Below are 19736 nucleotides of genomic sequence, written 5' to 3' on the forward strand. Positions count from 1 at the left end.
GCCGGACGGCCGAGGGCTTCCGCGTCGGGTACGTCAGGCGCGCGGGTCGTGCTGCTTCGCCAGGCCGACGAAGCTCGCCCAGGCGGCGGGGGCGAAGGCCAGCGTGCCGCCGTCGCGGTCCTTGGTGTCGCGCACCAGCACGACGCCGGTCAGGTTGTCGGCGACCTCCACGCAGTCGTTGCCGCTGGAGCCGCTGCAGGTGGACTTGCGCCAGGTCGCGCCGTTCAGATCCATGGCTTCACAACATCCTTCATGCGCTCGATCGACTGGCGGCCGGACAGTGCCTCGTTGCGCACCGTCTCCCACTTCGACAGCAGGACACTCAGGTCGTCGTCCTTGTCGACCAGGACGCCGCCGAGTTGGGTGTCCAGATTACCCACCCAGCCGCCGTCCGCGCCCCTCGCCAGGATGAAGGGGCCGGTCAGTCCATCGTGCATGGCGACGCCGGTGGGCACCAGGTGCACGCTGATGTTGGGCCGGGAGGCCAGCGCCATGAGGTGGTGCACCTGCTCGACCAGCACGTCCTTCAGGTCCTCGTCGACCCGCCGCAGCACCACCTCGTCGATCACCGCGAGGAGCTGGGGCGGGTCCTCCTGCTCCAGCACCGCCTGGCGGGCAATCCGGTTGGCCAGCCGACGCTCCACCCCCGCCTCGGTCAGCGCGGCGTCGGTCCGGATCACCGCGCGGGCGTAGCGCTCGGTCTGGAGCAGCCCCGGCACCATCGTCGGCTGGTAGCAGCGGAGCTGCCGGGCGTTGCGTTCGGCCTCCAGGTAGGGCAGGAACCACGCGGGCTGGCGCAGCACCTCGGCCGTGCGCAGCAACTCCTCGAACATGCCCCCGGTCTCCAGGACCTCGTCTGCCCGCTTCGCGTACGGCCGGTCGAGGGCTCGGGTGCCTACCTCCACAGCGGACACCAGCGACGCCGAATAGTTCGCACGCCGGCCGAACTCCTCCTGGTTCATGCCCGCTGCGGTGCGCAGCCGGCGAAGCTGCGCGCGGATCAACTCGTGCAGGTCGGAATGCTGATCGCGTTCCATGTCCCCTCCACCGGGCTTGTCAAGACCGCCAAGGTGCCACCAGGGACCGGACCGGGGGCACCAAGACCGCCCTGGCCAGCGTCGGTGCCTTCCGACAGTAGTGCCGTCCTCACCAGACTGTCACGCAGCGGTGCCGCTCCCATCCAGACAGGGACGGGGTGGTTCTGCTCCGGGGCTGCCCGTGCACCTCCCCTGTGCGGGGGCGGCCCCCTCCGAACGCTGACTGGAGGCCGATGTGCGTACCCCCTGCTCCCTGGTGTCGGTGCCCGCCGAACGGCGACCGGAGGTGATCACCACCCGGCTGTCGGCGCCGGGCCGTGGTCCTCGCCCGCAGCGCCCGCACGCCGTCGGCACCGACGTCCCGCACACCCCGCTGCGACCGATGTGGTGCTGCCGGGCCGACGGGCAGCCCTGGCCCTGCGGGGAGGCCCGGCTGTTGCTGCGGGTCGAGTACGACGGGAACCTGCCCGGGCTGTCGATCTACCTCGTCGGCCTGATGTACGAGGCCATCCGGGACCTCTACCAGCTCAACCCGGCTGACGGGCCGACGCCGGCCGCCCTGTTCGACCGGTTTCTCGCCTGGGCGGCACCCCGCCGCCACCCATGATCACGCCGGGATCGAGCGGCCCTGCTCGGCCCGTGCGACCACTCGTTCCAGGATCGAGCCGGAGCCACCCACGCCGGGGCGGTGGTTGTTACGGTCGACGCCCCGATCGGCGAGAGGGCGGTGAGCGGGTATGCGGGTGACGATGACGAGTGTCGCGGCCCGGCCCGGCCGGGTGAACGAGGACTTGCGGGCGTCCGACCACCATGAACTTTTCGGCCGGGATGTCGACCCCGGCCCGGGCGTACCGGTCGACGGCCGCCTCGCTGGCGACGAAGATCCGGTCGAAGATGGCCGAGACCGGGTTGGCGCTGGGTGCCTTGTCGCTGTCGCCGTGGTGCAGCTGGACGTGGGTGAGGTGGGTGAAGCGGATGCAGTGGCTGTTCTTCGCGCCGTGGTTGACGTAGAACGCCACCCCCTCGCCGAAGCCCACCTCGGCAGCACCGGACCCCGATACGACCAGCAAGAGGCGGCACCCAAGCCGCCCGCGTCCAAGACTCTCAAGTACGACCACCAGGCCCAGACGAACGGCTACTACTGCGGGCCAGCCGCCGTACGTAACGCGCTCAGCGCCGCCGGCGTCGAGCGCAGCCAGGACGCCCTGGCCGCGCAGCTCGGCACCACGTACGCCGGCACCAACTCGGCGCAGGACACCACCCGCGTCCTGAACGCCGTCGTCGAGGGCAGCCCATACGAGACCACGATGATCCAGGGCGGCGCGGCCAACCCGGCCCCGATGGACCAGCTCCAGGCGGACGTGGTTGCCGCCATCGCCGAAGGGCGGGGCGTCGTGGTGAACGTGGCCGGCAGCGTCACCGACACCGACGGCCGTTGGCACTCGTTTCCCGGTGGCCACTACGTTGCCGTGGTCGGCTACGAGGACGACGGCCGGCTGGTGCGAATCGCCGACTCGGCCGACGGCCCCGGTCGACGCGGTGCGCCATGCGCGCCGCATCCGTCGAGGTGGACTCGCATGAACACTCGTCGTCGGCGGCGGGTGGCGGCGGGTGCGGGCGGGTTGCCGCCCGCACCCGCCGCCGCCTGGTGTGGCGCCACTGTGGCGGCGGAGCCGGATCAGGGGATCAGCACCGTTCCCACCTGAGATTGAACAGGGTGTCGACATCGCCCTCGGTCGTCGTCATCGACATGCTGGCGCTTGAGCCTCCGGTGCTGGTGTCCACTCTCAGTTCGGTGTTGACGTTCAGCACCCGCTGCTGGCCGCACGGTACGTAGACCAGCACGGGGGCCACATCCGACGTTCTCCAGTAGCCGTTGTACGGCCCGGTGAACGTCGCGTCGGTGTGGCTCGTCTCGGACGAGCCCTGCCAGTAGTAGCTCGTGCGTTGCCGGCCCGTCGCTCCGGTGGGGATCCGGGCCCGGCCACGGTAGTCGGCTGCGGCGACGGCGATGGTCCAGCCCGCCGGGACGCTGACCAGCAGGCCGAGCTGGCAGTTCTTCCGGCCGGCAGTCACCTCGCTGCCACGGCCGGCCGTGGCGACGAAGTCGTGGTACCGGATCCGAAAGCCGGTGTTGTCGGGGTGCGCGACCACCCGGGCCGTACCGGGCGCACAGCCCGAGCCGTTGGCCGCCACCACCTCGACGGTGATCTCGCTGGACGGCGGTGCGGTGGATGCGGCCGGAGCGGCGTGGGCCGGCGTGGACAGGGACAACGCGAGAACCGTGCCGAGTACGGCGAAGATCCCGTGTCTTGCGCCGACGAGGTTCTTTGTCATTCCGTTCCTCTCGGATTCAGTTGATGTTTGTCAAATTCGACTCGTGCTTGATCGCCGTATTGCTCGTGAGGATCTTCGCGTGCCGGCTCATTGCAGTGGATCGTGGAGTTTCGGCCCGGGAGCGCCCGGGCGTCGTTCTGCGAGAGGATGGTAGCGATGTGGAGCGAGACGCGCAACCATCGGTACGCTTCTATGTAGTCGATCGCTAGTAGATGCCTTGATCGGAATGCCGACAGCTTGGGTTCAGTCTCTAGAGTGCTTGTCGTGCATAGCGTTGAGGTGTGATCGGCTTCTCGCGTCGATCAACGTGGCTGCGCATCTCTATTCAATGGTTGACCCGGAGTGGCTGTGGCGATCGGACCCGAATCCAATTCGCGAGCGGTGTCATAAAAACGAAAAGACGTTGACATTCGTCTATATCTTTACGTAGCTTGTGCGGCAGGTTTCGTCGTTCCGTTCCTGTATCGGAGGAGGGTCTATGCTAAAGCTGCTGACGCGTGGCGGCGTGGTGCTCGCACTACTCGCTTCATCATTGATCGTGGCGGCGCCGGCGTCCGCCAAGGGAATCATGGATGATCCGCCCACCGACAAGGTCGTGATCGACCTTGTGGCGATGGCCGGCTCCGGCTGCCGGCCGGGCACCGCCGACGTCGCGGTCTCCCCGGACAACACCGCCTTCACCACCATCTACAGCGACTACCTGGTTCAGGCGGGTCCGGGCATCCCGGTCACCGACGGTCGCCGGAACTGTCAGCTCAACGTGCTGGTCCACGCCCCGGCCGGTTACACCTTCGCGATCGTCAAGGTGGACTACCGCGGGTACGGGCTGCTCAACCGGGGTGCCATCGCGTCGACGAGAGCGAACTACTACTTCCAGGGCATGACCCAGAGCACCTCCAGCAACCATGCGATTCCCGCACCGCTCGATGACAACTGGATGGTGACCGACGAGGTGCCGATCGCCTCCGTGGTCTGGCACCCCTGCGGCGAGTTGCGCAACCTAAACATGAACACCGAGCTGCGCCTGAGCCGGGGAAGCTCGTCAGGGACCAGCTTCCTCACCATGGACTCGACCGACGGCAGCATCCAGACGATGTACCACCTCGCGTGGCAGCCCTGCCCGTGACCTGAAGATCCGCCTGGCAGCTCGCGAGGGTGGCCGGCACCGCCGGCCACCCTCGCGTTTCCGCCGCATCCGGCAGGTCCGGGGCGATCTGCGCTCGACTGCCTGCCGCGTTCGGAGCCTACGAGACCCGTAGCTGTCACCGAGCACGAAGATCATCACCTTCGTGGACCTCAGGTGGTGGGGAAGAGGGCGCACCGGTCGAGGTGCGGGGCGCCGATGCGGTCCAGCCGGTCAGGTCCAGTTCGCGTCGGGCGGCGGCCAGGAAGACCTCGGTGTACGAGTCGGCGGGGAAGCCGCCCAGGTAGCGCCGCCGGGTGGCCCATCGGGCCTCGGCGAGCGGGTCGCTGTCGAGCAGCCGGTCCAGTACCTCGTCCACGTTGGCCATGTCCCGACGCAACACGTAGCCGGTGGCGGCCAGCGGGAAGCGTTCGCTGAACAGGTCGCCGTCGGTGCCCATGTCGGTGACCGCGTACGGCTTGCCCGAGTAGAGCCAGTCGGAGACGACTCCGGAGACGTCGGAGACCAGCGCGTCGGCCCGGTTCACCGACTCGGCCAGGCTCAGCCGGCCCGCTGCGGCGGCGAACAGGTGCTGCCGGCCGGTGCTGGCCCGGTCGGTGGTGAGCAGATCGTGCAGCCGACCCAACTGCCGGGCCGAGGCCGGGTTCTGCGCGGTGTAGGGGTGGGCCCGCAGGATGACCGTGGCACCTCGGTCCAGTAGCCGCCGCAGCAGCGTCTCCGCCACCGGCAGCGAGCAGTAGTCGGCGTCAGCGTGGTGCCCGGTCCAGGTGGGGGTGTAGAGCACCGTCGGGTTCGCCGGCCCGTCCGCCGGCCGAGGGCGTACCTCGATCGCCTCGACCTGGGGCCGCCCGACCACCACGAACTTCTCGGCCGGGATGTCGACCCCGGCCCGGGCGTACCTGTCGACGGCCGCCTCGCCGGCGACGAAGATCCGGTCGAAGATCGCCGAGACCGGGTTGGCACTGGGTGCCTTGTCGCTGTCGCCGTGGTGCAGCTGGACGTGGGTGAGGTGGGTGAAGCGGATGCAGTGGCTGTTCTTCGCGCCGTGGTTGACGTAGAACGCCACCCGCAGGCTCGGCACCAGCGCCTCGTCCATGGTGCGCAGGGTGGGGCAGTAGACCACCGGAGCGTTGGTGGCCGCCGCGACGGTGTTCAGGAACTCCGGTTCCCGCAGCATCACCACGAACGGCCGCCCGATCCGTTCCAGGTACGGCAGCCACATGGTGACCTGGTATTCCGAGCCGGGCGGGGCGGAGAAGTGGAGCACGAACTCGGGCTGGTGCCGGCGCAGCGCCCGGGTGACCGCCGAACCGCCGGCACCCGGGCGCAGCCGCCGCCGGGCGAGGTCGAGGGCTGCCACGCCGACGGCGGCACCCATCAGCAGGCTCGCCACCAGGACGAGGACGGTGGGCAGGACCGCGAGGGCGGCCACGGCCAGCACGGCGAGGAACGCCGCCACGATGTCGGCGCCGCGCGCGGCGACCTGGGGGACCCAGGTGCGTACCGGCAGGTTGGCGACGCGGATCTCCAGGTTCCCGGCCTGGCGCAGCGGCCCGGCGAGCAGGACCAGACCCAGCAGTACCAGCGCGGTGCCGGCCAGGGCCGGGTCGAAGCCGGCGTCGAGCTGGCGGGCATAGCCGACCAGGACGCTGGCCGTGAGCAGCGTGGTCTCCGCGAGATTGTCGGCGCCGGGGCGTACCCGGCGCTCCCAGACCGTGGCGGCGAGCGCGACCAACGTCAGGCAGAGCCCCCAGACGGTCGCGTCGGTGAGGGCGACCACCAGGAACGCCAGCACCGGACCGCCGGTGGCCAGGCCCCTTGCGGTGAACTTCCGGACCAGGTCACCACGCATCTCGGTGTCGCCTCGCGGTCGTGGGTCGGTCAGCTGGCGGGAACGATGCTGGCCGGTCGGGTGGTCTGGGTGGGCACTGCGGCGGTCGGTGCCTCACCCGGCGGCCGCCGCACGTCGATCACCTGGCCGGTGAGGTCCGAGATCAGCACGTCCAGCGAGGCCTGGGCGACGGTCTCGGCGGCGAGCAGCGTGTGCTCGGGCTCCGCGCCGAAGGCCTTGGTACGCATCGGGGTCGCGGTGCGCTCCGGGTTGATCACGTTCACCCGCACACCGAACTCCGCCCATTCGTCCGAGAGCGCCTGGGTGAGGTTGACCAGGGCTGCCTTGGTGGCCGAGTAGAGCGCGTAGTCGGCCCGCCCACGGGTGTACGAGCTGGAGGTGTAGAGCAGCAGCTGCCCCTTGGTGTGCTGGAGGTAGGGCAGCGACTGCCGGGCGACGGTCACCGGACCGACGAAGTTGACCTGTAGCACCCGGTCGATGGTCTCCTGGGCCATCTGAGCCAGCGCGCCCTTCTCCAGGATTCCGGCGGTGACCACGACGTGGTCGATCCGGCCAGTGGCGTCGAAGGCGGTCTTCAGCGCGGCCTCGACGTCCTCGGGACGCTCCACGTGGGTGCCGGTGCTGGTGCGGCTGAACGGGAAGACCTGGGCGCCGTGCCGGCGGGCCAGCTCGGTGAGGTCGTGACCGATGCCGTAGCTGCCGCCGAAGACGACGATGGTGCGGCCGGAGACCTCGTCGCTGTAGGAGCGGTGCTGGGTCAGCCGGGGCACCTGGGCGGCGGCCAGCTGGAACAGCTTGTCGGCGAGGTGCACGTCGACCGGATGGGTGACCTTGATGTTCTCGTCCGAGCCGTCGATCACCTTGATCGGGCTCTCGGGCAGGTAGCGCAGCACCACGCCACAGTCGTCGGTGGCGGCGAAGTTCGGGTCGCCCTCGGCCCGGCGGTACGCCTCCCGGATGGTGCCGGAGCGGAACGCCTGTGGGGTCTGGCCCCGGCGCAACGTGGCCCGTACGGGGATGTCGGTGATGCACTCGTTCTCGTCGACCTGGATGATCGTGTCGGCTGACGGGATCGCCACGTCGACCGCCGAGTACGTCCACAGGGCGTTCACGCACTCCCGGACGATCCGGCCGCTCAGCAGGGGGCGTACCGCGTCGTGGAAGAGGATGTTGCAGTCTGCCTCGCCCACCGCGTCCAGGGCGACCCGAGTGGTGGCGTTGCGGGTGTCGCCGCCCTCGATCACCTTGGTGACCTTGCGGAACCCGGCCTTGTCGACGATCCGCTGTGCCTCGGTGACATGGCCGGTGGCCATCAGCACGATGATCTCGTCGATCTCCGGCGCTGCCTCGAAGACGGCAAGCGTGTGTTCGATGATCGGCTTGCCGGCGATCTTCAGTAGCTGCTTGGGGATGCCGAGGCCGAGGCGGGTTCCGGTGCCGCCAGCCAGTACCACGGCCACCGTCCGCGAGGGCCGCCAGGGCGCCGGGGCCTCCGGTGCCGCCGTACCCGGGTCGGTGGTCTGGTCCTGCGTCATTGCCGGTCCTCGCTCTCGGTGGTGAATGGCGTCGGCGCCGCACGTGAACGGAGGGTGCTGCCGAGGTGGCGACGGGATGAACCATAACGCGCGGGCCGCGTCCCCCCACACGGGGCGACACGGCCCGCACGGCGCCGCACGTTCACCTGGACTCTACTTGCTGTTGGAGAAATCGTTGTAGGCGCGTACGACGTCGTCGGTGGGGCCGTCCATCCGGATCTCGCCCGATTCCAGCCAGATGGTCCGTTCGCAGGTGTCCCGTACTGAGGAGAGCTGGTGGCTGACCAGGAACACCGTGCCGGCACTCTCCCGCAGTTCCCGCACCCGTCCCTCGCTGCGCTTGCGGAACGCCTTGTCGCCGGTGGCGAGGGCCTCGTCGATGAGCAGCACGTCGTGCTGTTTCGCCGCGGCGATGGAGAACCGCAACCGCGCCGACATGCCGGAGGAGTAGGTGCGCATCGGCAGTGAGGCGAAGTCGCCACGTTGGTTGATCCCGGAGAACTCGATGATCGCCGGTAGCTTGCGCCGCACCTCGGCGGGAGCCATGCCCATGGCCAGGCAGCCGATCATGACGTTGCGCTCGCCGGGCAGGTCGTTGAGCAGGGCGGCGTTCACCCCGAGCAGCGAGGGCTGCCCCTGGGTGTAGACCGCGCCGCGCTCGACCGGCAGGAGCCCGGCGATGGCCCGCAGCAGTGTCGACTTGCCGGAGCCGTTGCTGCCGATCAGCCCGATCGCCTCGCCGCGGTACGCGGTGAAGCTGACCCCACGGACCGCGTGCACCTCGCGGACGTTCGGCGCGGAGGTGCGGGTGACCATCCGCTTGAAGGCGGCGACCGGGCTGGTGTTGCCGGCGGCGCCCTTGAACACGCGGTAGACGACGTGCGCGTCGTCCACCACCACGGTCGGGATCCGTTCCTGGATCTGGGGAAGAGCCACCGTCACATCATTGGACATTCTCAGGTCAACCACGGCCGTACTCCTGTTCGCCGCGCCAGAAGTAGAAGTAACCCCCGAGGCCCGCCAGGGCCGCCCAGCCGACCCCGATCAGCCACGTCAGGGACAGGGACTCGTTGAGCAGGTGGGTGTTCTCCAGCAGCGAGATCCGGGCCAGCTCGATGTAGATCAGCATCGGGTTGAACTGCACTATCGCGGTTGCCCAACCCGGGAGGTTCTCGGAGAACAGGGTGACGCTGTACAGCACTCCGGAGCCGTACATCCAGGCCCGCAGGATGAAGGGCATGACCTGCTTGAGGTCGGTGGCCTTGGCGCCCAGTCGGGCCACCGCCATGGTCAGGCCGGCGTTGAAAACCGTCTGGAGCAGCACCGCCGGCACCAGCATCAGCCACATCAGGGTGATCGGCTCCCCGGTGGCCACCACGATCACGAGCAGCACCAGCATCGAGCCGAGCAGTTGCTGGAACTGGGTGGCGGTGATGGCCAGCGGCAGGCAGGCCCGGGGGAAGTGCAGGGCGCGGATCAGGCCGAGGCTGCCGCTGATCGCCTGGGTGCCCTGCTGCACGCTGGTCTGAGTGAAGTTGAAGATGAACACACCGGTGGTGAGGTAGGCGATGAAGTTGTCCATCCCCCGGCTCTGTTCGAGCACCACACCGAAGATCAGAAAGTAGACCGCGGCGTTGCTCAGCGGGGTGAGTACCTGCCACAGCTGCCCGAGTCGGGCGTTGCTGAACGAGGCGGTCAGCTTCGCGTGGGCGTATGCCGAGATGAAGTGCCGGTAGCGCCACAGGTGGACGCTGTAGCGGCCCAGCGAGAGTCGCTGGCCGGCCACCCGCAGCCCGTGGCGGGCGGCCAGTTGGGCCGGGGTGAGGCCGGAGTCGGGGTCGGCCAGCAGGTTGGCCATGGGATCGGCGCTCCGATCTGTCGTGCCGGCGGATTGTTCGCGACGACCAAAATAGCGTGGCCAGCGCGGGGAGCGTCGCTGCGTCGCTTCGTGGACAGTAGTCTGGATTACGTCGGGACGCAACCGTAGCGTCCTTGCGCTACTCTGGTCCCCGTGACAGCCGAGAAGAGTCCCAGGTGACGGCCGAGAAGAGGCGCGCCCCCGCCGGTGCGGCGGTGCTCCGTGGGGAAATCACCAAGGCCATCCGCCGCGCGCTCATGCAGGAACTCGCCGCGGTCGGTTACGGCCGGCTCTCCATCGAGGCGGTGGCCCGCCGGGCCGGGGTCAGCAAGACCGCGATCTACCGTCGGTGGAGTTCCAAGCTCGATCTCGTGCTGGACGTGGTCTCGGCCGTCGCGGGTCGCAAGCTCCCGATGCTGGACACGGGCACCCTCGACGGCGACGTGCAATTGCTGCTGCTGGTCGTGACCGGGGCGCTGAACCACCCGCTGGCGTCGCAGATCATCCCCGACCTGCTCGCTGAGGCGGCCCGCAACCCGCAGATCGCCGGGACGCTGCAGGGCGCGGTGAACGACTATCAGGAACGGATCGGCGAGATCGTCATCGGGCGGGCGATCGAGCGTGGCGAACTGCCCGAAGGCGCCGACCGGCGGGCCGCGGCCGACCTGATCGTCGGGCCGATCTACTGGCGGCTGGCCATCGCCCGGGTACCGGTACAGCCAAACGAACTTCCCCGGATGGCGGAGGCCGCCGTGGCCGCCCTGCGGGTGGCCTGTGCCGTGCCGGCCGCCGAGCGGCCCTGAGTCGCGGCCGGTCGGGAGCGCCCTGACGCGCCGCTCGACTGCCGACGGCCGTCGAGCGGAACATGAACGCCGACCGGACCTCACGTGAACGTGGGTCTCATCTCCTCCTGCCAACGGGCTAGTATCGCACCCCGAACCCCGCGAACAGTCAGGTGAAACCGGAGGATCCTCATGGTTGGGCAGCAGCACCCCGCCTTCATCCCGCCAGCCCGGCCAATCATCGGCGAGGCCGAGATCGAGGCGGCTGTCCGGGTGTTGCGCAGCGGCAAGGTGGTACAGGGGCCCGAGGTCGCGGCCTTCGAGCAGGAGTTCGGTGACCTCGTCGCCGGTCGGCACTGCGTCGCAGTCAACTCCGGTACCTCCGCCCTCCAGTTGACCCTGCTGGCGCTCGGCATCGGCCCGGGTGACGAGGTCATCGTGCCGTCGTTCTCCTTCGCGGCCAGCGCCAACGCGGTGCGGCTGGCCGGCGCCGAGCCGATCTTCGTGGACATCGAGCCGGACAGCTTCTGCGTCGACCCGGAGGCGGTCGCCGCCGCGGTCACCCCACGGACCGCCGCCGTGATGCCGGTACACCTGTACGGCCACCCCGCCGCGATGGACAGAATCATGGAGGTGGCGCAGCGGCACGGCCTGGCCGTCGTCGAGGACGCCGCCCAGGCCCACGGCGCCAGCCTGCACGGCACCCCGGTCGGCGCCTTCGGTGTCGCCGGATGCTTCAGCTTCTATCCCACGAAGAACATGCACTCCCTGGAAGGCGGCATGATCAGCACCGCCGACGCCGGGCTCGCCCGCACCCTGCGACTGCTGCGCAACCAGGGCATGGAGCAGCGGTACGCGAACGAGATCGTCGGGGCCAACATGCGGATGACCGATGTGGCCGCGGCGATCGGCCGGGTGCAGCTGACCCAGCTGGCCGAGTGGACCGAGCAGCGTCGGGCCAACGCCAAGTACCTCGACTCGAAGATCACCAGCATGGTCACCCCGCCGGTCGCGGACGCCGCCCGCCACGTGTACCACCAGTACACCGTCCGAGCCCAGGGCGACCGGAACGCCGTCCAGGCGCGCCTCACCGAGCTGGGCATCGGCAACGCCGTCTACTACCCGACCCCGATCCACCGGCTCAAGCCCTACCTGGGCGAGGACGGCCAGCCCGGCCCGTGGGAGCTGCCGGAGACCGAGCGGGCCGCCGCCGAGGTGATCTCGCTGCCGGTGCACCCGACGCTGGAACCGGCCGACCTGGAGCGCATCGCCGAGGCCGCCAACCACGCCGGTGGTGCCCGATGAGCGCGGGCAAGCTGCGCGCCGGTCTGATCGGGCTGGGCGCGATGGGGCGTAACCACGCCCGGGTCCTGTCCGGCCTGGACGGCGTCGAGCTGGTCGGTATCGTCGACCCGGCCGGCGACCCGACGGACCTGCTCAGGGCCCCGGTGCTGCCCGACCTGAGTGAGCTGCTGGCGCTCGACATCGACTACGCCGTGATCGCCTGCCCGACCGCCCTGCACGAGCGGGTCGGGCTCGAACTCGCCGCACACGGGGTGTGCGCGCTGATCGAGAAGCCGCTCGCGCAGTCCGTCGAGGCGGCGACCCGTCTCGTCGAGGCGTTCGAGAGTCGCGGCCTGGTGGCGGGGGTCGGCCACATCGAGCGGTACAACCCGGCCCTGCAGAACCTGCGGATCCGCCTGGAGGCGGGCGAGTTGGGCGAGGTCTACCAGGTGGTGACGCGACGGCAGGGGCCGTTCCCGCACCGGATCGCCGACGTCGGCGTGGTGATGGACCTGGCCACCCACGACATCGACCTGACCAGCTGGGTGACCGGCGAGGAGTACGTCTCGGTGGCGGCCCGGACGATATCCCGCAGCGGGCGGCTGCACGAGGACATGGTCACCGCCATCGGCGTGCTCTCCGACGGCACGATGGTCAACCACCTGGTCAACTGGCTCAGCCCGCTAAAGGAGCGGTCCACTGTGATCACCGGTGCCAAGGGATGCTTCGTCGCCGACACCCTCACCGCCGACCTCACCTTCTACGCCAACGGCGCCGTCGACACCGAGTGGGAGGCGCTGCGGGCGTTCCGCGGCGTGGCCGAGGGGGACATGGTCCGCTACGCCATTCCGAAGCGCGAACCGCTGCTGGTCGAACACGAGCGTTTCCGGGACGCCGTGGAGGGCAAGGAAAGCGATATCGTCACCCTGCGACAGGGTCTGCGTACGGTCGAGGTGGCCGGCATGGTGCTCCGCTCGGCCTCCGACGGCAGCACGATGACGTCGAAGGCACCGCAGGCCGATCCAGCCGAGGACGTCTCCGCCCGCTGACCCGGCGACCGTGGCCCGATCAGTCGGGCGGCGGCCGTCCACCTTTCCGACCGCACACCACAAAGGACCGCGAATGCCATCGCACTCCCGCCCGCCGAGACTGGTTGTCCTGGTGACGAACGGCATCACTGGAGATTCCCGGGTCCAGAAGACCGCCATCGCAGCCGCCCGCGACGGCTGGGACGTCATTCTGATGGGTCGCAGCTCGACCAAGAAGGGCAAGGAGATCGAGCGTTCGACGATGGGCGCGATCGAGGTGATCCGGGTGCCCGTCGCGACGGTGCTGTCTCGCTCGCAGGCCGACCGACATCGGATGCGCCGGACCCTGACCCAGTTCCGGATCCCCGACAAGTCGGCGCTGAACCGCTACCGGGCCCGGCACCAGGCGTGGCTGCGCATGCAGACCGGCAAGGACAACCCGCCGCCGAAAGCCTGGATCAAGGCTCACGAGGCGGTGCACGAGCTGCGGGTGAAGGCCTGGGGCTGGGAGCAGTTCCACGGCAGCAGGCCGGGGCCGCCCAGCGGCGACTGGCGTTCCGACTGGCCGATCCTGCTCGACATCGACCTGGCCTTCGGGCCGGTGATCGAAGAGCTGGAGCCGGACGTCATCCACGCCAACGACATCAACACCATCCCCACCGCGGCGATGAGCGCGGCGCGGCTGCTCGCGCGCGGAAAGAAGTGTGTCTGGCTCTACGACGCGCACGAGTACGTCCAGGGCATCGAGTGGCCCAAGCCGCAGCAGGCCAGCGGTGTCAAGGCCGCCGAGCGGGAGTTCATCGGGCGCGCGGACGCGGTGGTCACCGTCTCCGACCAGATCGCCGAGCTACTTCGCAGCAGCTACAAGCTGCCGCAGACTCCGCTCGTGGTGGGCAACTCGCCGGTCCGGGAGGGCATCCGCAGCGGCAACGTCGATGCCTCGGTTCGGGCCCGTGCCGGCCTCGCCGAGGACACGCCCCTGCTGGTGTACGCCGGCTGGATCGGCCCGGAGCGGGGCCTGGACACCGTCATCGCCGGCCTGCCGAAGCTGCCCGAGCACCACCTGGCCGTGGTCACCGGACGGATGATCCCGCTGCTACAGGAGCTACTGGCCGAGGCGGAGCGGCTCGGCGTACGCGACCGGGTGCACCTGCTGCCCTACGTGGCACCATATGAGGTGGCCGACTACCTCAGCTCGGCCGACCTGGGACTGACCCCGTTCCGACGGACGCCGAACTGTGAGCTGTCCCTGCCGACCAAGATCTCCGAGTACCTCCACGCGGGGCTCCCCCTGGTCACCAGCGACGTGCAGGTGGTCAGCGCGTACGTCCGGCAGCACGACATCGGCGACGTGTTCACCTCCGGTGACGTGGCCAGCTTCGTGGCCGCGGTCACCCGGGCCACCGCCCGCCGGCAGGAGATGAGCGCGAACATCACCGAGTCCATCCTGGAGGACCTGTCCTGGGAGCGGCAGAGCGGCAAGCTGCTTCGGCTCTACCGGGACATCTCGGGTCTCGGGCCGACCGCCCCCCACACGGTCGTGCCCTGGTCCGTGCAGGAGCGTCCGGCCGGGGTCCTTACCGGGCAGGCCTCCTCGCGGCGCGAGTTGCCGGCCTGGCAGCCGCTGTCCAACACCGCTGTCCGGCTCGGTATCGGGCCGGCGAACTACGCCGGACAGGCTGCGGGTTTCGCCAAGGCGATCAGCCGCGACAACCCGGACGTGTCGATCGAGGTGATGATGAACAAGCCTCCCGCCTCCTTCGACTACCCGGCGGACATCTACCTCGACCCGGCACGTCAGAAAGAACTGGACTACCAGCTTGAGCAACTCAAGCGGGTGCTCAGCTCGTACACACACGTGCTGGCCGATGCCTTCCTGCCGTTGTTCGGGCACCTCAACGGCGACAACATCGGAGGCGACCTGCCGGCGCTGCTCCGGGCCGGCATCAAGGTGGCGTTGCTGGCGCACGGCAGCGAGATCCGCCACCCCGACCGGCACCTGGAGCGGCACCGCTTCTCCCTCTTCGCGGACGCGCCGGAGGGCTTCGTGGACAAGCTGCGGGAAAAGGCGGTACGCAACCGGCGGGTGGCCGAGGAGTCCGGTCTGCCGGCCTTCGTGACCACTCCGGACCTGCTGGTGGACCTGCCCGGGGCCACCTGGACGCCGCTCGTGGTCGATGTCGAAGCCTGGGCGTGCGACCGGCCGGTGATGGATCGGAGCCGCCCGCTGGTGCTGCACGCGCCCTCCAAGCGGTGGACCAAGGGCACCGACCGGATTCTGCCGATCGTGCAGGCGATGCACGACAAGGGTGTCATCGAGCTGCGGCTCGCCGAGGGCGTCACCTGGTCCGAGATGCGTAGCCTCGTCCAGAGCTGCGACATCGTGCTGGACCAGTTCACCAGCGGTAGCTTCGGCACCTTCGCCGTGGAGGCGATGTCCGCCGGGAAGCCGGTGGTGGCGTACCTCAGCGACCAGGTCACCAGAACCGTCGGCGGTGATCTGCCGATCGTCAACGCCGACCCGAGCAACCTCGGCGAGGTACTGGAGTCGCTGCTCGACGACCGGGAGGCCACCGTCAAGATCGCTTTGGCGTCCGCCGAGTACGCCCGGACGTACCACGACGGCACCTGGACGGCCCGTCAGCTCGCCGGTTTCCTCAAGAGTTGAGTTCCCCCGTCGGCCTGTCCGTCTCGTAGGCTCCCGCACCATGACCGTGTCCGACACCCGCGACCACGAGCCGGTCGCCACCGGAGCGGCGGATAACGACCCGACCGCCCCGGCGAAGGAGACCGGACCGGCGGCCGGCACCGGTCGCGGTGCCGGCCGGCCGGTTGCTCGGCAGCCGCCCCAACGACCAGGGTTTCAACGAGTGGACGCTGGCGTACGCGGCGCACGCGGCCAGCAGTCTGGTCTGCCGGCACAGGCCGGCTCGGTTTACGTCAGCACGTGATATTTGTTCCTTGCGCGCTCGGTGATCCGACGGCACCCGTTCCCGTCCAGTTTCCTTGTCGTAAACTCGCTCGGGTTCCGCGGGCGACGGCGCCGGCGACGACGGAAACGGGCAGGAATGGGATTAGACGGCACGACCGCAGCGTCGGACACCCGGAAACGGGACACTCCGGTGGACGGCTTGGCGGCCGCTGCCGGCCCCGATCGGAGCGGCCGGGTGAACCAGCCGGACGTAACGGTCGTCGTCGCCGTCTACAACACCATGCCCTACCTGACGGTCTGCCTGGATTCGTTGCTCGGGCAGAGCATCGGCCTCGGACGGCTCGAAGTGGTCGCGGTGGACGACGGTTCGACCGACGGCAGCGGTGAGGAGTTGGACCGCTTCGCCAAGCAGTACCCGGGCACGGTCACCGTGCTGCACCAGCCCAACTCGGGCGGCCCGGCGGCGCCGAGCAACCGCGCGCTGGACGTCGCCCAGGGCCGCTACGTCTTCTTCGTCGGCTCTGACGACCACCTGGGCCCGGAGGCGCTGGAACGGTTGGTGGACGCCGCCGACCGCTGGGGTTCGGACGTGGTGCTCGGCCGCATGGTCGGCACCAACAAGCGCTACGTCCACCAGGCCATCTATGCCAGCAGCGCCGAGCAGGTCGACCTGTTCGACAGCGAGCTGCCCTGGTCGCTGTCGAACACCAAGTTGTTCCGGCGGGACCTGGTGGAGCGGCTTGGCCTGCGGTTCCGCGAGGACATGGCGATGGGCAGCGACCAGCCCTTCACCCTGGAGGCCTGCGTGCGGGCCGGGCGGATCTCGGTACTCGCCGACTACGTCTACTACTACGCGGTCAAACGGGACAACGCGCAGAACATCACCTACGCCAGCCGGTTTTCCGAGCGGCTGCGCTGCGCCGAGGAGCTGATCGGCTTCGTCGTCGGGCTGATCGAGGCCGGCCCCCGCCGCGACGCGATCCTGGTACGGCACTTCAGCTGGGAGGTGGCCAAGCTGCTCCGGTACGACTTCCTCGACCTCGACCCGGCGGAACAGGAGCAGGTCCACCAGCGGATCCGCAGGCTGGCCGAGAGCCACCTGACCGACCTGATCCGGGATCGGCTCGCCCCCGACGTACGGCTACGCCTGCTGCTCGCCCGCAACGGTGACCTGGACCAGCTGCGCCAGCTGATCCGCCAGCAGAGCGAGAAGTCGCTGCCCGCGGTCACCGTCGACGGTGACCACTGCTACGCCCACTACGCCGGCTTCCGCGATCCAGAGCTGGGGTTCCCCGACGAGTGGTACGACGTCACCGAGCGGGCCGCCAAGCTGATGGTCAAACTCACCGCGACGGAGCTGGCCTGGGGCCGCGACGCCGCCGGCGCGCCGGCCCTCGTGCTCACCGCGCACAGCCGCTGGCCGCAGCCGGCCGACCTCGGCGGGGACGTGGTGCAGGTCAGCGTCGGTGACCGGGCTGCTGCCGTGTCGTCGCGGCCGGACGGGCCGGGTACCGTCGTACGGGCCGAGTACCCGATGGACCGGCTGCTCGCCGCCGGCTTGTCGGCCGACCGGCAACGGAAGGTCGAGGTCACGATCAGCGTTCTGGGCGGGGCTGTCACGGCGCCGCTGCGGTCGAATCGGCGCCTCGGCGCGCCACGCCGGCTGGCCAGGCGCGGGTTCCAGTGGTACGCCATCACACCCAGCACTGACCGTGACGGCCGGGTGCTCGTGACGATCACGCCGGTCACGGCTCGCCGGATGATCGCCAGGCTGGCCCGATTGCGGCCCTCAGGAGGAAAGTAGTCCCATGAACATCTGCGTCGTGGCTCTCGGGAAGATCGGTCTGCCGCTGGCTGTGCAGTTCGCCTCAAAGGGATACCGGGTGATCGGCGCCGACGTCTCCGAGCGGGTCGTGCAGCTGGTCAACGACGGATCCGTACCGTTCCCCGGTGAGGCGGACCTGGACGTCAAGCTGAAGGAGGTGGTGGCTGCCGGACTGCTGTCGGCCACCACCGACACCACTGCCGCGGTGGCGCAGTCCGAGGCGGTCGTGGTGGTCGTGCCGCTCTTCGTGGACGCCGACGGCGTACCGGACTTCGGCTGGATGGACGACGCGACCCGGGCGATCGCCGCCGGCCTCAGGCCGGGCTCCCTGGTCAGCTACGAGACCACCCTGCCGGTCGGCACCACCCGCAACCGCTGGGCGCCGATGCTGGAGGCGGGCTCCGGCCTCACCGCCGGCACCGACTTCCATCTGGCCTTCAGCCCGGAGCGGGTGCTCACCGGTCGGGTCTTCGCCGACCTGCGCCGCTACCCGAAGCTGGTCGGCGGGATCGACGAGGCTTCGGGCGAGCACTCGGTGCGTTTCTACGGGGCGGTGCTGGACTTTGACGAGCGGCCCGACCTGGACCGTCCGAACGGGGTCTGGGACCTGGGTTCGGCCGAGGCGTCCGAGCTGGCCAAGCTCGCCGAGACGACCTACCGGGACGTCAACATCGGTTTGGCGAACCAGTTCGCCCGCTTCGCCGACACGGTGGGCGTCGACGTCACCAAGGTGATCGAGGCATGTAACACCCAGCCGTACAGTCACATCCACTCGCCGGGAATCGCGGTCGGCGGGCACTGCATCCCGATCTATCCGCGGATGTACCTGTGGAACGACCCGGCGGCCACCGTCGTGCGATCGGCCCGGGAGGCCAACGCCGCCATGCCGGAGTACGCCGTTGATCTGCTTGCCGCCGCGTACGGTGACCTGACCGGCGTCGGTGTGCTGGTACTCGGTGCCGCCTACCGGGGCGGCGTCAAGGAGACCGCCTTTTCCGGTGTCTTCCCGACCGTGGCGGCACTGCGTGCGCGGGGCGCGCAGCCGTACGTCTCCGACCCGATGTACACCAACGAGGAGTTGGTGGCGCACGGCCTGCCGGGCTACGACGGCGAGCCGGTCGGTGCCGCCGTCGTCCAGGCCGACCACGCCGAGTACCGGACGCTCGGCACCGCCGACCTTCCCGGCGTGACGGTGCTGGTCGATGGGCGGCGGGTCACCGACCCGGCCCTCTGGGTCGGCGTCCGCCGGGTGCTCATCGGCGGCTGAACCGGTCGTAGGGCCCGGCCGGTCCTGCCGGGCCCGCAGCTCTCAGCTGCGCCGGGGTGGGCTCTCGACGTCGCGCGAGACGACCTCGCCCCGCTCGTCGACCCAGCCCTTCGGCCGGGCCGGGTTTCCCGCCACCAGTTGGTACGGCGCGACGTCCCGGGTCACCACCGAACCTGCCGCGATCATCGCGTACTCGCCGACCTCGATGCCGCAGACCAGGGTGGCGTTCGCGCCGATCGAGGCGCCCCGGCGTACCACAGTGGGAGTGATCTTCCAGTCCGGGTTCTGGGCCCGGGGCCGGAAGTCGTTGGTGAAGACCGCGCACGGTCCCACGAACACCTCGTTCTCCAGGGTTACCCCCTGGTATACCGAGACATTGTTCTGGATCTTCACGAGGTCGCCGACCGTCACACCGGCGTCGACGTACACGTTACGTCCGATGACGCAGCCGGCACCCACCTGTGCGGACGCCCGGATGTGGGCCAGGTGCCAGACCTTGGTCCCGCCGCCGACGTCCGCTCCCTCCTCGACGTCAGCGGTCGGATGGACGAAGACGGTGGGGGAGGGAGTGCTCTTGTCAGTCATCCTTCAACTCACATCAGGGTCGGGCGGGCGTCGAACCCGGCGAGCATACCGACCCGGGCCCCGTACCGCTCCGCGCGTCGGCTCGACTCGGCAGGCCGGGCCAGCTATCACTCTCGGTGGGCCCACACATCCGGTGGGTCCACGCGGCACGGGAACCTTCCGTGGATGCAACGCGCCTGCCCCTGGCCGCACCCGATCCCAGGACAAGGACCGCTGTCTCGATGACCGAACAGAGCGTCGCCATCGCCGTACCCGTGCCGGCGTCGGCCG

17 protein-coding genes and 2 pseudogenes are annotated in these 19736 nt (G+C 69.6%); 10 read left to right on the top strand and 9 right to left on the bottom strand.

Features of this window, described 5'->3' with window-relative positions; genetic code table 11:
* Positions 1 to 33: 33 nt before the first annotated feature.
* Positions 34 to 234: a DUF397 domain-containing protein gene (locus ACFHWY_RS20660; RefSeq protein ID WP_416581866.1), complete on the bottom strand. Its 201-nt coding sequence runs from the start codon at positions 232 to 234 to the stop codon at positions 34 to 36.
* Positions 225 to 1037: a helix-turn-helix domain-containing protein gene (locus ACFHWY_RS20665; protein ID WP_416581867.1), complete on the bottom strand. Its 813-nt coding sequence runs from the start codon at positions 1035 to 1037 to the stop codon at positions 225 to 227. Before ACFHWY_RS20665 ends, ACFHWY_RS20660 begins: the two co-directional genes overlap by 10 nt.
* 286 nt (positions 1038 to 1323) lie before the next feature.
* Between ACFHWY_RS20665 and ACFHWY_RS20670 the strand changes: the two genes are divergently transcribed.
* On the top strand, positions 1324 to 1644 hold the full coding sequence (locus tag ACFHWY_RS20670) for a hypothetical protein (protein ID WP_416581886.1): 321 nt from the start codon (positions 1324 to 1326) through the stop codon (positions 1642 to 1644).
* A gap of 181 nt (positions 1645 to 1825) precedes the next feature.
* Here the strand turns inward: ACFHWY_RS20670 and ACFHWY_RS20675 are convergent.
* Positions 1826 to 2056 (bottom strand): annotated as a pseudogene (locus ACFHWY_RS20675) (CDP-glycerol glycerophosphotransferase); the annotation flags it as partial.
* Here ACFHWY_RS20675 and ACFHWY_RS20680 point away from each other — a divergent pair.
* Positions 2049 to 2560: pseudogene (locus ACFHWY_RS20680) on the top strand (C39 family peptidase); the annotation flags it as partial. The pseudogenes ACFHWY_RS20675 and ACFHWY_RS20680 sit on opposite strands and share 8 nt — an antisense overlap.
* Before the next feature lie 163 nt (positions 2561 to 2723).
* On the opposite strand, the gene ACFHWY_RS20685 reads toward ACFHWY_RS20680, so the two are convergent.
* The gene (locus ACFHWY_RS20685; RefSeq protein ID WP_416581868.1) at positions 2724 to 3374 is read right to left on the bottom strand and encodes a DUF4360 domain-containing protein; all 651 of its coding nucleotides are present in this window, start codon (positions 3372 to 3374) and stop codon (positions 2724 to 2726) included.
* A gap of 478 nt (positions 3375 to 3852) precedes the next feature.
* Between ACFHWY_RS20685 and ACFHWY_RS20690 the strand changes: the two genes are divergently transcribed.
* On the top strand, positions 3853 to 4500 hold the full coding sequence (locus ACFHWY_RS20690) for a DUF4360 domain-containing protein (RefSeq protein WP_416581869.1): 648 nt from the start codon (positions 3853 to 3855) through the stop codon (positions 4498 to 4500).
* A gap of 136 nt (positions 4501 to 4636) precedes the next feature.
* Here the strand turns inward: ACFHWY_RS20690 and ACFHWY_RS20695 are convergent, their stop codons facing one another.
* The 4 genes from ACFHWY_RS20695 to ACFHWY_RS20710 all read right to left on the bottom strand — a co-directional run bounded on the left by ACFHWY_RS20695 (position 4637) and on the right by ACFHWY_RS20710 (position 9763).
* Positions 4637 to 6370 (bottom strand): CDP-glycerol glycerophosphotransferase family protein, encoded by a 1734-nt coding sequence (locus ACFHWY_RS20695; protein ID WP_416581870.1) that lies wholly within the window; start codon positions 6368 to 6370, stop codon positions 4637 to 4639.
* 29 nt (positions 6371 to 6399) lie between these two features.
* Complete coding sequence (locus ACFHWY_RS20700) at positions 6400 to 7905, bottom strand: D-ribitol-5-phosphate cytidylyltransferase (RefSeq protein WP_416581871.1); 1506 nt, start codon at positions 7903 to 7905, stop codon at positions 6400 to 6402.
* Positions 7906 to 8058: 153 nt separating this feature from the next.
* On the bottom strand, positions 8059 to 8859 hold the full coding sequence (locus ACFHWY_RS20705; protein WP_416581887.1) for an ABC transporter ATP-binding protein: 801 nt from the start codon (positions 8857 to 8859) through the stop codon (positions 8059 to 8061).
* Positions 8860 to 8866: 7 nt separating this feature from the next.
* A complete protein-coding gene (locus ACFHWY_RS20710; protein ID WP_416581872.1) occupies positions 8867 to 9763 on the bottom strand; it encodes an ABC transporter permease in 897 nt (298 codons plus the stop codon).
* A 176-nt stretch (positions 9764 to 9939) separates the two neighbouring features.
* On the opposite strand from ACFHWY_RS20710, the gene ACFHWY_RS20715 reads away from it, so the two are divergent.
* The 7 genes from ACFHWY_RS20715 (at position 9940) to ACFHWY_RS20745 (ending at position 18881) form a co-directional block, all read left to right on the top strand.
* Entirely contained in the window at positions 9940 to 10566 is a 627-nt protein-coding gene (locus ACFHWY_RS20715) for a TetR/AcrR family transcriptional regulator (RefSeq protein WP_416581873.1), read from the top strand.
* 171 nt (positions 10567 to 10737) lie between these two features.
* Positions 10738 to 11850, top strand: a complete 1113-nt coding sequence (locus ACFHWY_RS20720) for a DegT/DnrJ/EryC1/StrS family aminotransferase (protein WP_416581874.1) — start codon at positions 10738 to 10740, stop codon at positions 11848 to 11850.
* On the top strand, positions 11847 to 12878 hold the full coding sequence (locus ACFHWY_RS20725) for a Gfo/Idh/MocA family protein (protein WP_416581875.1): 1032 nt from the start codon (positions 11847 to 11849) through the stop codon (positions 12876 to 12878). The genes ACFHWY_RS20720 and ACFHWY_RS20725 overlap by 4 nt, the downstream gene beginning before the upstream one ends.
* 73 nt (positions 12879 to 12951) lie before the next feature.
* Positions 12952 to 15525 carry a glycosyltransferase gene (locus tag ACFHWY_RS20730; protein WP_416581876.1) on the top strand — a complete coding sequence of 858 codons (2574 nt, stop codon included), beginning with the start codon at positions 12952 to 12954 and terminating at the stop codon, positions 15523 to 15525.
* A 40-nt stretch (positions 15526 to 15565) separates the two neighbouring features.
* Complete coding sequence (locus ACFHWY_RS20735) at positions 15566 to 15808, top strand: hypothetical protein (protein WP_416581877.1); 243 nt, start codon at positions 15566 to 15568, stop codon at positions 15806 to 15808.
* Positions 15809 to 16024: 216 nt separating this feature from the next.
* Complete coding sequence (locus tag ACFHWY_RS20740; RefSeq protein WP_416581878.1) at positions 16025 to 17593, top strand: glycosyltransferase; 1569 nt, start codon at positions 16025 to 16027, stop codon at positions 17591 to 17593.
* Between the two features lie 4 nt (positions 17594 to 17597).
* Positions 17598 to 18881 carry a nucleotide sugar dehydrogenase gene (locus ACFHWY_RS20745; protein WP_416581879.1) on the top strand — a complete coding sequence of 428 codons (1284 nt, stop codon included), beginning with the start codon at positions 17598 to 17600 and terminating at the stop codon, positions 18879 to 18881.
* Positions 18882 to 18923: 42 nt separating this feature from the next.
* Here ACFHWY_RS20745 and ACFHWY_RS20750 read toward each other — a convergent pair whose 3' ends face one another.
* Positions 18924 to 19466 carry an acyltransferase gene (locus ACFHWY_RS20750; protein WP_416581880.1) on the bottom strand — a complete coding sequence of 181 codons (543 nt, stop codon included), beginning with the start codon at positions 19464 to 19466 and terminating at the stop codon, positions 18924 to 18926.
* Positions 19467 to 19736 lie beyond the last annotated feature (270 nt).

The organism is Micromonospora sp. LOL_024, assembly GCF_048060415.1.
Classification (GTDB): Bacteria; Actinomycetota; Actinomycetes; order Mycobacteriales; family Micromonosporaceae; genus Micromonospora.

Bases quoted from the DNA above. Each gene is read 5' to 3' on its own strand.
- ACFHWY_RS20695 (WP_416581870.1), bottom strand. From the start codon at position 6,370: ATGCGTGGTGACCTGGTCCGGAAGTTCACCGCAAGGGGCCTGGCCACC.
- ACFHWY_RS20665 (WP_416581867.1), bottom strand. From the start codon at position 1,037: ATGGAACGCGATCAGCATTCCGACCTGCACGAGTTGATCCGCGCGCAG.
- ACFHWY_RS20745 (WP_416581879.1), top strand. From the start codon at position 17,598: ATGAACATCTGCGTCGTGGCTCTCGGGAAGATCGGTCTGCCGCTGGCT.
- ACFHWY_RS20725 (WP_416581875.1), top strand. From the start codon at position 11,847: ATGAGCGCGGGCAAGCTGCGCGCCGGTCTGATCGGGCTGGGCGCGATG.
- ACFHWY_RS20660 (WP_416581866.1), bottom strand. From the start codon at position 234: ATGGATCTGAACGGCGCGACCTGGCGCAAGTCCACCTGCAGCGGCTCC.
- ACFHWY_RS20685 (WP_416581868.1), bottom strand. From the start codon at position 3,374: ATGACAAAGAACCTCGTCGGCGCAAGACACGGGATCTTCGCCGTACTC.
- ACFHWY_RS20690 (WP_416581869.1), top strand. From the start codon at position 3,853: ATGCTAAAGCTGCTGACGCGTGGCGGCGTGGTGCTCGCACTACTCGCT.
- ACFHWY_RS20700 (WP_416581871.1), bottom strand. From the start codon at position 7,905: ATGACGCAGGACCAGACCACCGACCCGGGTACGGCGGCACCGGAGGCC.
- ACFHWY_RS20710 (WP_416581872.1), bottom strand. From the start codon at position 9,763: ATGGCCAACCTGCTGGCCGACCCCGACTCCGGCCTCACCCCGGCCCAA.
- ACFHWY_RS20750 (WP_416581880.1), bottom strand. From the start codon at position 19,466: ATGACTGACAAGAGCACTCCCTCCCCCACCGTCTTCGTCCATCCGACC.
- ACFHWY_RS20730 (WP_416581876.1), top strand. From the start codon at position 12,952: ATGCCATCGCACTCCCGCCCGCCGAGACTGGTTGTCCTGGTGACGAAC.
- ACFHWY_RS20735 (WP_416581877.1), top strand. From the start codon at position 15,566: ATGACCGTGTCCGACACCCGCGACCACGAGCCGGTCGCCACCGGAGCG.
- ACFHWY_RS20705 (WP_416581887.1), bottom strand. From the start codon at position 8,859: ATGTCCAATGATGTGACGGTGGCTCTTCCCCAGATCCAGGAACGGATC.
- ACFHWY_RS20720 (WP_416581874.1), top strand. From the start codon at position 10,738: ATGGTTGGGCAGCAGCACCCCGCCTTCATCCCGCCAGCCCGGCCAATC.